Consider the following 12,418-nt stretch of genomic DNA (forward strand, 5'->3'; position numbering starts at 1 on the left):
GTTATTCGCGGCTAGCGTTCTTTGCCATGGCCAACCAAGGCACGAAAGGACGCGAAAATGGCGGACACAGAGACCTCCGGGCCGCTCGCCGGCGTGCGGGTCATCGACCTCTCGACCGTGGTGATGGGTCCGTACGCCGCCCGGATCCTCGGAGATCTGGGCGCCGATGTCATCAAGATCGAATCCCCTGCGGACTCCCTTCGGGTGGGTGAGTACCGCAACACCCCGGGCATGACCCCGCTGCACCTCAACGTCAACCGCAACAAGCGCAGCGTGAACCTCGACCTGAAGGACGACAGCGAGCACGCCCAGGCCGTGCGGCTCATCCACACCGCCGATGTGCTGATCACCAACATGCGCCCCCGCGCGCTCGCCCGACTGGGTCTGACCTATGAAGACCTCGCCGCCGCCAACCCCGGCCTCGTCTACGCGCACGCAGCGGGGTTCCGCAGCGACTCGGACCGGGCCGACATCGCCGCCTACGACGAGACCGTGCAGGCCGCCTCCGGGCTGGTGGACATCGTCAACCGCACGCTGGGCACGCCGCTCTACCTGCCGACCATCCTCGCCGACAAGGTCTGCGGCCTGACCATCGCCTACAGCGTGCTCGCCGCCCTGGTGCACCGGAACAACACCGGCCATGGCCAGCAGATCGAGATCCCGATGACCGACACGATGATCGCCTTCAACCTGGTCGAGCATCTCGCAGGGCACACGTTCGAGCCGGCGTCGGGACCCACTGGCTATTTGCGGTCGCTGGCGGAGCACCACACACCGCGACGCACCAAGGACGGCGTGGCCGCCCTGATCCCGTCCAGCCCGCAGAACTACCGCGACCTCTTCGCCGCCGCCGGCCGTCCCGACCTGGTCGCGGACCCACGGGTCAACGGCACCGTCGTCGACCCGCTCGACGCCGACGACCTGTCCGTCCTGGTCGACGAGTGCGCCCCGGCGCTGACGACGGCCGAGTGGGCCGAGACATGCGCGAAGCACAGCATCGCGATGGGACCGGTGCTGGAGCTGAACCATGCGCACGAGGATCCCTACGTCCGCGAGGGCCACCTGATCGAGACCGTCGTGCACCGGACCGAGGGTCCGGTCCGCACCACCGGGATCCCGGTGAGGTTCTCCGCCACCCCCGCCTCGATCCGCCGCCTGGCTCCCGTGCCGGGCCAGGACACCGCGGAGGTCCTCGCCGAGCTGGCAGCAACCCGCTGAGCCCTCACCAAGCATCAGGAGAAACACAGTCATGAGCACCAAGGAAGTGCGTGTCCAGCAGGTGGGCTCTACTTTGCTGATCACGATCGACCGCCCCCAGGCGCGTAACGCGGTGAACGCCGCGGTCGCGGCGGGACTCGCCGCGGCACTGGACCAACTGGAGGCCGATCCCGCGCTGCGGGCCGGTGTCCTGACCGGAGCGAAGGGCACCTTCAGTGCCGGTATGGACCTCAAGGCCGCCCTGATCGGCGAGTCGCCCGCGATCCCGGGCCGCGGGTTCGGCGGCCTGACCGAAGCCGAACTGACGAAGCCGCTGATCGCCGCCGTCGAGGGCTGGGCCATGGGCGGCGGTTTCGAACTGGCCCTGGCCTGCGACCTGATCGTCGCCGCCGAGGACGCGCGGTTCGGCGTGCCGGAGGTCAAGCGCGGTCTGATCGCCGGCGGTGGTGGCGTCATCCGGCTGCCCAAGCGCATCCCGTACCACCTGGCGATGGAGTTCCTGCTGACCGGTGAGCCGGTGAGCGGTGGCCGTGCCGGAGAGCTGGGCCTGGCGAACCGGGTCACCCCGCCGGGCGAGGCAGTGGCCGTCGCCCTCGAACTCGCCGAGAAGCTCGCCGCCAACGCGCCGCTCGCGCTGGCCACGGTGAAGAGCGTGGTGAAGGCCGCCGAAGGCGTGCCGGAGTCGGACGCGTTCGACGTACAGCGCAAGGCGATGGGGACGCTGATGGCCTCGGCCGACGCACGCGAGGGCATGACCGCCTTCGCCGAGCGCCGTGCCCCGCAGTGGACGGGGAAGTGACTTGAGGATCGAAGACGTGCGCCGTCAGGCCACCACCCCGCTGACCCGCCCGGCGTTTCCTCGCTCCACCGCCAGGTTCACCGACCGCGAGTACCTCAATATCGTCTACCGCACCGACCCCGAGGCGCTGCGGGCCGTCGTTCCCGAGCCGCTGCGGATCGAGGAGCCCCTGGTCCGGTTCGAGATCATGAAGATGAACGACGTCACCGGGTTCGGCCCCTACACCGAGGGCGGCCAGGCGATCCAGGTCGGCTTCGACGGCGAGCAGGGCGAGTACCTGCACGCGATGTACCTCGACAACTTCCCGGCGACCGCGGCCGGACGCGAGGTCAGCGCCTACCCGAAGGTTCTCGGCACACCGAAGCTGTACGTCGACAACGACGTGCTGGTCGGCACCCTCGACTACGGCACGCTGCGGGTCGCCACCGCGACCATGGGCTACAAGCACCACGCATGCGACACGTACGACGCCGAACAGCAGATCACCGTGCCGACCTTCATGGTCAAGGCCATCCCCGGCTACGACGGCGCCCCGCGCGTCCTGGAGCTGGTCCGCACCGAGATCACCGACGTGGTCGTCAAGGCCGCCTACACCGGCCCGGCCAGGCTGCAGCTGTTCCAGCACGTGCTCGCTCCGCTGGCCGACCTGCCCGTCCTGGAGATCGTCTCCGCCAGCCACATCCTCACCGACCTGACCCTCGCTCCGGTCAAGCCGGTCTTCGACTACCTCGAGGGAGACGCGCGATGACGCACCCGTTCCGTACCGCCGCGGTGATCGGCGCGGGCACCATCGGACTTTCCTGGACGGCGCTGTTCGCCGCACATGGTCTGACCGTCCGTGTCAGCGATCCCCGCCCCGACCTGCCGGAGGCGGTCGCCGAGGCGCTCGCCGCGTTCGGTCCGCACCTGGCCACCCAGGGCCTGGACACCGAAGGCCTCGCCGACCGCGTCCACCTCGAGGCCGACGTCACCGAAGCCGTCCGGGACGCGGACATCGTCCAGGAGAACGGGCCCGAGCGCGTCGAGTTCAAGAAGGAGCTGTTCGCCCAGCTGGTCCGGGAGACCCCCGGACACGCACTGCTGCTGAGCTCGTCGTCGGCGATCCCGGCGACCGCTTTCACGACGGATCTCGAGGGCGCCGACCGTGTCCTGATCGGACACCCCTTCAACCCGCCCCACCTGCTGCCGCTCGTCGAGGTCGTACCCGGCGAACGCACCGCCGAGGAGGCCGTGCAGGCGGCCGTCGACTTCTACACCGCCGTCGGCCGCACCCCCGTCGTCGAACGCCGGGAGATGCCCGGCTTCGTGGGCAACCGCCTCCAGAGCGCGCTCAACCGCGAGGCCGTCCACCTCGTCCAGCAGGGCGTGGTGACCCCCGAGGACTTGGACACCGTCGTGACCCACTCGCTCGGCATCCGCTGGGCGACGGTCGGTCCGTTCCTCGGCGGGCACCTGGGCGGCGGGCCCGGCGGCTACCGCCACATCACCGAGCACATCGGCAAGTCCATGCAGCAGATGACCCTCGGTGAGCCCTCGCAGGACCCCGAGGACCAGGAGCGAGTCATCCAAGCCGTGGAGAAGGCATACGCCTCCACGCCGTACACCGACCTCGCCGAAGCCCGCGACCGCCGGCAACTCGCCGTCCTGTCCGCTCTGGAAGACATCCGCCAGAACGAGAACCAGAACCAGAACCAGCACAAGAACCGTAAGGACAAGGAGAACTGAGATGACCACCACCGCCGCACCCGTTGCTCAGCTGGACGACCAGCTCACCGCCGACTTCTACCTGTACGAGTCGCTGCTGCCGGATGAGGAGCGCAAGATACTGCTCAAGGCCCGCACGTTCATGCGTGAGGAGGTCAAGCCGCTGGTCAACGACGCCTGGAGCAAGGCCGAGTTGCCCCAGCAACTGATCGAGAAGTTCCGCGGCAGCGGACTGGTCGCCCTGGCCTACGAGGGCTACGGCGAGCACCAGCCGGCCGTCAGCCACCTGCTCAGCGGGATGCTCGCCATGGAGCTGGGCCGCGTCGATGCCTCGTGCGCCACCTTCTTCGGTGTCCACAACGGGCTGGGCTTCTACTCCATCTACTACGGCGGCGACCAGGAACAGCGCGACCGGTTCCTGCCCGCCATGGCCACGATGGAGAAGATCGGCGCGTTCGCCCTGACCGAACCCGACGGCGGATCCGACGTCTCCGGCGGCATGCGCACCACCGCCAGGCGCGAGGGCGACACCTGGGTCCTCAACGGCGCCAAGAAGTGGATCGGCAACGCCACCTTCGCCGACTACGTGGTGGTCTTCGCGCGCGACGTGGCGGACAACAAGGTCAAGGCCTTCGTCGTCGAGAAGGGCACCCCCGGCTTCGAGCCGGTGAAGATCGAGGGCAAGATCGCGCTGCGGATCGTCCAGAACGCCGAGATCACCCTGACCGACGTCCGCGTGCCGGAGGCGAACCGGCTCCAGAACATGAAGGGCTTCCGGGACGTCGGTGAGGTCCTGCGCCAGACGCGCAGCGGGGTGGCCTGGCAGGCCCTGGGTGTCATGATCGGCGCCTACGAACTCGCCCTCGACTACGCCAAGGAGCGCGTCGCCTTCGGCCGTCCGATCGCCAAGTTCCAGCTGGTCCAGGACCTGCTGGTGAAGAGCCTCGGCAACATCACCTCCTGCTGGGGCATGCTGGTGCAGCTCGCCCGGCTGCAGGACCAGGGCATCTTCCGCGATGAACACTCCGCGCTCGCCAAGGAGTTCGTCGCGGCCCGCATGCGGGAGGTCGTCGCCTGGAGCCGCGAACTCTTCGGCGGCAACGGCATCGTCGTCGAGTACGACATCGCCCGGTTCTTCTCCGACGCCGAGGCCCTCTACTCCTACGAGGGCACCCACCAGATGCAGACGCTCATTGTCGGCAAGTCCATCACCGGCCACAGCGCCTTCGTGGGGTGACGCATATGACCACCGAATCCGTCTTCACCGGCCTGAAGGTCCTCGACGCGTCGACCTTCATCGCGGCGCCCGCCGCGGCCACCATGCTCTCCGACTTCGGCGCGGACGTCATCAAGATCGAGCCGCCGGGGACGGGCGACCCCCAGCGGCGGCTGAGCTTCGTGCCGCCCAGCCCCCGGGCCGAGGCCAACTACGGCTGGCACCTCGCCAACCGCAACAAGCGGGGCATGGTGCTCGACCTGAAGTCCCCGGCCACCACCGAGGTCCTCAAGCGGCTCGTCCAGTGGGCCGACGTGGTGATCACCAACTTCCCGCACGGCACACGCGAGAAGCTGCACCTCGGCTACGAGGAGGTCGCGGGCTGGAACCCGCGGGTCGTCTACGCGGACATCACCGGCTTCGGTGATGCCGGCCCCGACGCCCGGCAGCCGGGCTTCGACCTGACCGCCTTCTGGTCACGCAGCGGGCTGCTGGCCTCCACCCGGGACGCGGGAGCCCCGCCGACGGTGCCGGTCTGGGGCAGCGGCGACTACACGACGGCGGTCGCCATCTACGCAGCGATCGTCACCGCCCTCTACCACCGCGAGCGGACCGGACAAGGGGCCAATGTCGGCACGTCGCTGCTCGCCACGGGCGTCTGGGCCACGGGGACACTGGTGGCCGGCGCCCTCGCCGGCGGCACGCCGTTCGAGCTGCACGACCGCAAGGCCCCAGTGAACGCGCTGACCAACCCCTACCGGACCGCGGACGGCCGGTGGATCATGCTGGCGACCTCAGCCGTGCACTGGCCGGCACTGGCGCGGGCCATCGAACGCCCCGAGCTGATCGAGGATCCCCGCTTCAAGGATGTCGAGGGTGCCGTAAAGAACGCCGCCGCGCTCAGCGAGCTGCTCGACGCGGAGTTCCGCTCCCGCCCCTTTGCCGACTGGGAGGACGCCCTGGCCCGGGAACGCATCACCTACAGCCTCATCCAGACACCGGAAGAGGCCGCGCGGGACCCGCAGCTGCGCGCCAACGACATCGTCGTACCGCTGGAAGGGGTCAGCGGGCTGGAGTACACCGTCAGCAACCCGGTCAGCCTCCGAGGGGTGCCGAAGGTCCCGGCCAAGCGGGCCCCGGAGCTGGGCGAGCACAACGACGAGATCCTCGCCGAGCTGGGATTCGCTCCCGCCGACATCGCTCTGCTGCGCGCCAAGGGAGCGGTCCCCGGGAGGCCGGAAGCGGAAGCCGCGTGACGAGCACGGCGCCCGAAGCGGCCGGTGTCACGCGCCACCAGCGCCGCGATGGCCTGCCGACGAACACCGGCACCGCCCGGTAGCCGCCCATGGCTCCTCGGCCGGGCGGCGCACGAGACTCAGCTGACCAACAAGGCCGGCAGGAAGAGCCAACGGCACCTCCCCGCACGATGAGGCGGCGAGGTGCCGTTGCCGTGCTCACGCCGAGCGTAAGGGCTCGCGGCACCAAGTGCGAGCACGTGGACGGGCGGTGCCCTGTTGCTCAGCTCCACTGATGCACCAGTGGAACGATCGCTGTGCTTTTGTGCATTGGGCGGATGGGTTCCGGGGTCCGTACGTTCGGCTGCAGGCCGCCAACAGCGCACCGGAGGTCCGTCGTGGGCACCGACGCCTCGCACCCCCATGACCGCGCACCGAAAGCCGCGACGGCCGCGGCGGCACCTGCCTGCCCGTATTCGGCACCGCAGACGGCGTCGGCCTCGGCGGACATCAGCGCATCGGTGAACGTCTTGACCATCGCGCGGAGCGGACCGGGACTCGCCACGGCGAGGTTGTCCTCGACGAGGGCGTGCAGGGGCACACCGCACCCTGACGCCGGAGCAAACCCCCGGATCAGGCCGGCGTCCGGGCTGAGGGTGTTGCAGCCCGTCGGCGAAGCCGACCTCTCCCCATACCGCCGAACCAGAGCTCCCGTGCACCCCGGCACAACCAGGCAGGTGACCGAGGGCATGGGTTTGACTGCTGCGGTCATACCGGTGGAAGCGATTCGGTAATTCCGTCCCGCGCGGGAAGCGCGCAGGGTGGAGTCATCGAGTCCGACTTCGCCGTGGGGTCGGCACTACCCCCAGGAGCAGCGCATGCCTACCCTCCACCGTCAGGAAAACGTCTTCGTACTCGATCTCGGAGACGGCGAGAATCGCTTCCACCCCGACTGGCTCACCGCCGTCGACGCCGCTCTGGACGAGGTTGACAAGGCAGAAGGGCCACGGGCCCTGGTGACCGCCGCGACTGGCAAGTTCTACTCCAACGGCCTGGACCTGGAGTGGCTGAGCGCCCACCCCGACCAGCACGAGAGCTACACCACCTCTGTCCACAAGCTCTTCGCCCGCGTGCTGTCTCTGCCGGTGATCACCGTGGCCGCCCTGCAGGGGCACACCTTCGCCGCCGGTGCGATGCTCTCCCTCGCGCACGACTTCCGTGTCATGCGCGCGGACCGCGGCTTCTGGTGTCTGCCCGAGGCCGACATCAAGATCCCCTTCACTCCCGGCATGTGCGCCCTGATCCAGTCCCGCCTGGCGCCGCAGACCGCGCACGAGGCCATGGTCACTGCTCGCCGCTACGGCGGGTCGGATGCCGCCGCCGTGGGCATCGTCGACCAGGCGGTCGCCGAGGACGCCGTGCGCTCCACGGCCATGGCGATCGCCGAGGCACAGCTGAGCAAGGCCGGCGACACCCTCGGCACCATCAAGGCACGCATGTACGCCTCGGTCCTGGCCACCCTGCCCCGCACGGACAGCCTGGCTGACTGACCCAGGACGCTCACGAAGACCACCCCGGCGGCGCCCCCAGGGCCTCCAGCAACCCCCAAGCGCTACGTCAATACCGGGCCCGTTGACCCCGGACACGCCAGCGCAGGCTGCGGCCACTAGTCGGGCGAGGGCGGTCGGCTCGCAGTCCTCCACGTCGAGGATCACCGGCTGGGTGACCAGATCCAGGCCCTCGGTGAGCAGCCGTCGGGTGGCGTCGGACGGCGGGTCGGCATCGGGGGCGGCGAATCCGATGGTGAGATAGCGCGCGGGATCCGTGAGGCTCCACCCGACGACTGCGCCGTGCTTGACGAGGAGCGCCACATCGGGCGCGATGCCGACGCGGTCCTCCAACGGCTCATCGAGGACGTCGAGATCGCGCAGGCCGGTCAGCACGGCATCCCCGGGGTGCGGCACAGCACCGCGCACATCTCCAGCCGGAAGTCCTGGACCTCGTCGGCGCGAAGCCCAGCCGGGCGTACCGCGGGGGTGTCGGGAACACGGGCGGAGTCCTCCACCGAAGCGGATTCTCCCGGTAGTTGGAATTCGACCCCGACCAGCTTCCGGCCGGCTCACATTCCTTCGCGTCCGCGTACTGCCCCACGTCCACAGAGTCGCTTGTGAAGCGGGGGGTGATGCGCAGCGGATCGTCCGTCACCGTCGCGCGCCACGCGTTGTCGAAGGTCAGTCTCATCGGTCCTGGCCCGGCCGGTCGTTGTCAGTGGTGGCCATTAGTTTGGAGTCACTGGAAGACGGCCGAAGCGGCCGACCGGGCCATTGGGGAGGGGTGTGCTGTGTCCGCTGCGCAGGCACGACAGTCGGGGAACACGACGTATCTGGAGCTGTCCCAGGAGAGCGGCGGTGCCCACAAGTTCTACGAGGTGACCGTCGAGGGGACCACCGTCTCCGTGCGGTACGGACGGATCGGTGTGGACGGGCAGCGTCAGACCTCCGCGTTTCCGACCGTCGAGAAGGCGAACGCGGCGGCGGCGAAGAAGATAGCGGAGAAGGTGCGCAAGGGGTATGCGCCCGCCGTCCAGGGGCAGCGCGCGGCCCGGCCTGTGACGCGCCGTCAGGTGACGTCCGCCCCGTCCACGGCGCGGGCGACGGCGCCGGTGCTGTGGCGGTTCCGTACGGGCGCCTCGGCGTTCGGCATCCATGTCGACGAGGACCGCTGCTGGGTGGGCAACCAGCACGGCAGCGTCTACAACCTGAGCCACGACGGTGAGGTGTTGGCGCACTACTCCCTGCCGGACGGTGTGAAGTGCCTGGTGGCGGACGACTTCTGGATCTATGCGGGCTGTGACGACGGCCGGGTGTACGACCTCTCCTCGAAGGTACCGTTCGCGGCCTACGAGATAGCGGCCGAGGTGGACATCTTCTGGCTGGACATTCATGCGGGCGTGCTGAACGTCTCCGACCGCAACGGCGGTCTGACGGTCATCGACCACGAGGACGAGCTCCAGTGGTCGCGCAACTCGTCCGGGGACAACGCGTGGATGGTGCGGGCCGACGACCACGCCGTGTACCACGGGCACAGCCGCGGTGTGACGGCGTACGCGGCGGACGGCACCCGCCAGCTCTGGCACACCGCGACCAACGGCAATGTGCTCTTCGGATGGCAGGAGGAGAACGCCGTCTACGCCGGGACGGGGCGGCGGGTCGTCCAGCGGCTCGCCAAGTCCGACGGGCGGATCGAGGCCTCCTACTCGTGCGACGCCGCGGTGTACTCGTGCGCCACGTCCCCCGGCGGGCGGTACGTCTTCGCGGGCGACTCCGCTTCCTCCGTCTACTGCTTCACCGCCGACGGCTCCCGGCTGTGGAAGCTCGGCACGGGCGGCGGTTCGGCGTTGTCCATGCAGTACCACGACGAAAGGCTGTACATCGTCTCCACGGACGGCTCGCTCGCCTGCATCGACGCGAGCGAGGCCGCGATCAACGCCGCCCAGTCGGGCACCGTCCCGGTCGCCGCGGACGTCAAACTGGCGGCCGCCCTGCCGACGTACGCACCGCTGACCACCGCCGCCTCCGTCGCCACGGTCAGCGCCGTCCCCGCGCCGGGGAGCGGGGTCGTCGTGGAGTGCACTCAGGAAGGAGGCCGAGTGCGCGTGCACGTGGTCTCCGAGGGCTATGAGCCGAGTTGGAACGTCCAGTTCCCGCGTGCGATACGCCAGCCCGGCGCCCGCTATGTGGTGGACGCGCTGCACTCCTCGGTGGGTGGCTTCTACCGGGTGCGCGGAGAGATCAGACGTCTGGTGTGACGCTCACCGACCAGAGCGGCGCGGCTGCCGGTCCGCCCGCGACCAGGGCGACGAACGGCCCGGAGGGCCGCCCGTGCTCGGCACGGGCGGCACTCCGGCACGCGGGACGGTCAGACGCGGGACGGTTCCCGTGCGGCCGGGTCGTTCTGCGCCGGGGCTACGGCGGAGTGGTGGACGAGACCCTCGCCCTCCACGTCGACCTTGGGCAGGATCCGGTCCAGCCAGCGCGGCATCCACCAGGCGGCCTTGTCGAGCAGGGCCAGGACCGCCGGTACGAAGGCCATGCGGACGACGAACGCGTCGAACAGGACGGCGATCGCGAGGCCGAAGCCGATCATCTTGATCATGGACTCGCTCGCTCCGATGAACCCGGAGAACACGGCCATCATGATCAGCGCGGCGGCGACCACGACGCGGGCGCTGTGGCGGAAGCCGCTCTCGACCGCTTGGCGCGGGTCGTCGCCATGGACGTACGCCTCCCGCGTCCGGGCGACGAGGAACACCTCGTAGTCCATCGCGAGGCCGAAGACGATGCCCACCAGGAAGATCGGCATCATGCTCATGATCGGACCGGTGGTCTCCACGCCGAGGAGTGAGGCCAGCCAGCCCCACTGGAAGACGGCGACGACGGAGCCGAGCGCGGCGAGCACCGACAGGAGGAAGCCGACGGCCGCCTTGATCGGGACCAGGATCGAGCGGAAGACCACCATCAGGAGCAGGATGGCCAGGCCGACCACCACGATCAGGTAGGGGATCAGGGCCTTCTGGGTCTTCTCCGCCATGTCGATGTTCAGGGCGGTGGTGCCGGTGACCTCGAAGCTCGCGCCGTCGGTCGAGGCCTCGGTGGCGGGGCGCTCGTTCCGGATGGTCTTGACGAGGTCCTGGGTCTTCTTGTCGGTGGGCGCCGTGGAGGGGACGGCGGAGAAGACCGCGGTGTCACCCGCGGGGTTGAACCGGGCGGGGGAGACGGAGACGACTCCGTCGGTGGCCTTGATCTTCTTCTCGATGGTCGTGACCGCGGCCTTGGGGTTCGCGGCGCCCTTGGCGTCCACCACGATCGACAAGGGGCCGTTGAAGCCGGGGCCGAAGCCGTTGGCGAGGTCGTCGTAGGCGCGGCGCTCGGTGGTGGAGGTGGGCTTGGCCTCGTCTCCGGGCATGCCCAGCTGGAGGTCCATCGCCGGTACGGCGAGCGTTCCCAGGCCCACGACCGACAGCAGGAGCACCGGGAGGGGGCGGCGCAGGACGAAGCGTGCCCAGCGGCTGCCGCCGTTGTTCTTGCCGCCTTCCTTGATCTCTCCGCGCTTGCGGGAGCGGCGGGAGAGTACGGCGTTGGGCCAGAAGCCGAGGAGGGCCGGGACGAGCGTCAGTGCGATGAAGACGCCGACCATGACAGCTCCGGCGGCGGCGAGGCCCATCTTGGTGAGCATGGGGATGCCGACGACGGACAGGCCGGCGAGGGCGATGACGACGGTGAGGCCGGCGAAGACGACGGCGGATCCGGCGGTTCCGGTGGCGAGGCCCGCGGCTTCCTGCGGGGTGTGGCCCTTGGCGCGTTCCTCGCGGTAGCGGGAGACGATGAAGACGGCGTAGTCGATGCCGCAGGCGAGGCCGAGCATGGTGGCGAGCGTGCCGGTGGTCGAGGAGAGACCGAACGCGCTGGACAGGGCCATGATCGCGGCCATCGAGACGCCCACGCCGATGAGCGCGGTGAGCAGCGGCAGCCCGGCGGCGGTCAGTGAACCGAAGGTGATGATCAGGACGAGCGCGGCGATGGCGATGCCGATCCCCTCTGCCGCTCTGCCCGCGGCGGGCTGGGTCGCCAGCGCCGTGCCGCCGACCTCGACCGTCAGGCCGGACTTCTTGGCCTGCGCTATCGCGTCCTTCAGGGAGTTCTTGCTGGTGTCGGTGAGGTCGTCGGCCTTCACCTTGTAGGTGACGGTCGCGTACGCCGTCGTCGCGTCCTTGCTGATCGCGTTCGCCTGGAAGGGGCTGACCGCGCTCGCGACCTGCGCGCCGTCGGCCGCCTGGTCCACCAGCTTGTCGATGGTCTTCTTGTTCTCGGCGGCAGTGATCTTCTGGCCGTCGGGGGCGACGAAGACGATCCGGGCGTTCGCCCCGTCGGCCTTCGCCCCGGGGAAGCGCTGCTCCATGAGGTCGAACGCCTTCTGGGACTCGATCCCCGGCATGGAGTTGTTCGGATCAGGAGCGGCGGGAGCCGTGGCCGCACCGAAGCCGACAGCGCCGAGCACCGCCACCCAGATCAAGGCGACGTACCAACGTCGCCGGAAGGCCGTACGGCCCAGTCGATAAAGGAAAGTAGCCACGGGCTGAGGTCTCCACTCGTCCGATCTCGGGAACCCCATCAGGTTCCCCGTGGCAGACCCCTCCCGTCGTCGTGCACGTGCCGACATTTCCGACTACTGAGAACGCAGTACGCC

Annotated in this window: 10 protein-coding genes and 1 pseudogene; 8 read left to right on the plus strand and 3 right to left on the minus strand. The window is 69.4% G+C overall.

Translation table 11 applies throughout. From position 1 onward, the window contains the following. Positions 1-57: 57 nt before the first annotated feature. Genes OG798_RS38225 through OG798_RS38250 form a run of 6 tightly spaced genes read left to right on the plus strand, consistent with a single transcriptional unit; the run spans position 58 to position 6,193 of the window. Positions 58-1,218 (plus strand): CaiB/BaiF CoA transferase family protein, encoded by a 1,161-nt coding sequence (locus OG798_RS38225; RefSeq protein WP_328758428.1) that lies wholly within the window; start codon positions 58-60, stop codon positions 1,216-1,218. Positions 1,219-1,249: 31 nt separating this feature from the next. After that, positions 1,250-2,017: a crotonase/enoyl-CoA hydratase family protein gene (locus OG798_RS38230; RefSeq protein WP_328758430.1), complete on the plus strand. Its 768-nt coding sequence runs from the start codon at positions 1,250-1,252 to the stop codon at positions 2,015-2,017. A 1-nt stretch (position 2,018) separates the two neighbouring features. After that, the gene (locus tag OG798_RS38235) at positions 2,019-2,765 is read left to right on the plus strand and encodes an acetoacetate decarboxylase (protein WP_095852161.1); all 747 of its coding nucleotides are present in this window, start codon (positions 2,019-2,021) and stop codon (positions 2,763-2,765) included. Continuing rightward, a complete protein-coding gene (locus OG798_RS38240; RefSeq protein WP_267063018.1) occupies positions 2,762-3,742 on the plus strand; it encodes a 3-hydroxyacyl-CoA dehydrogenase NAD-binding domain-containing protein in 981 nt (326 codons plus the stop codon). The genes OG798_RS38235 and OG798_RS38240 overlap by 4 nt, the downstream gene beginning before the upstream one ends. Position 3,743: 1 nt before the next feature. Next, on the plus strand, positions 3,744-4,958 hold the full coding sequence (locus OG798_RS38245) for an acyl-CoA dehydrogenase family protein (RefSeq protein WP_267063019.1): 1,215 nt from the start codon (positions 3,744-3,746) through the stop codon (positions 4,956-4,958). Positions 4,959-4,963: 5 nt separating this feature from the next. Continuing rightward, entirely contained in the window at positions 4,964-6,193 is a 1,230-nt protein-coding gene (locus tag OG798_RS38250) for a CaiB/BaiF CoA transferase family protein (RefSeq protein ID WP_267063020.1), read from the plus strand. 445 nt (positions 6,194-6,638) lie between these two features. Here the strand turns inward: OG798_RS38250 and OG798_RS38255 are convergent. After that, a pseudogene (locus OG798_RS38255) lies at positions 6,639-6,773 on the minus strand (IS256 family transposase); the annotation flags it as partial. Positions 6,774-7,050: 277 nt separating this feature from the next. Here OG798_RS38255 and OG798_RS38260 point away from each other — a divergent pair. Continuing rightward, on the plus strand, positions 7,051-7,722 hold the full coding sequence (locus OG798_RS38260) for an enoyl-CoA hydratase-related protein (protein ID WP_095852156.1): 672 nt from the start codon (positions 7,051-7,053) through the stop codon (positions 7,720-7,722). 386 nt (positions 7,723-8,108) lie between these two features. On the opposite strand, the gene OG798_RS38265 is transcribed toward OG798_RS38260, so the two are convergent. Next, a complete protein-coding gene (locus tag OG798_RS38265; RefSeq protein WP_257016551.1) occupies positions 8,109-8,237 on the minus strand; it encodes a hypothetical protein in 129 nt (42 codons plus the stop codon). A 276-nt stretch (positions 8,238-8,513) separates the two neighbouring features. Between OG798_RS38265 and OG798_RS38270 the strand changes: the two genes are divergently transcribed. Then, on the plus strand, positions 8,514-9,980 hold the full coding sequence (locus OG798_RS38270; RefSeq protein WP_120985514.1) for a WGR domain-containing protein: 1,467 nt from the start codon (positions 8,514-8,516) through the stop codon (positions 9,978-9,980). Positions 9,981-10,090: 110 nt separating this feature from the next. On the opposite strand, the gene OG798_RS38275 is transcribed toward OG798_RS38270, so the two are convergent. Then, positions 10,091-12,304 carry an MMPL family transporter gene (locus tag OG798_RS38275; protein WP_328758437.1) on the minus strand — a complete coding sequence of 738 codons (2,214 nt, stop codon included), beginning with the start codon at positions 12,302-12,304 and terminating at the stop codon, positions 10,091-10,093. Positions 12,305-12,418 lie beyond the last annotated feature (114 nt).

Source organism: Streptomyces sp. NBC_00271, assembly GCF_036178845.1.
Lineage (GTDB): Bacteria > Actinomycetota > Actinomycetes > Streptomycetales > Streptomycetaceae > Streptomyces.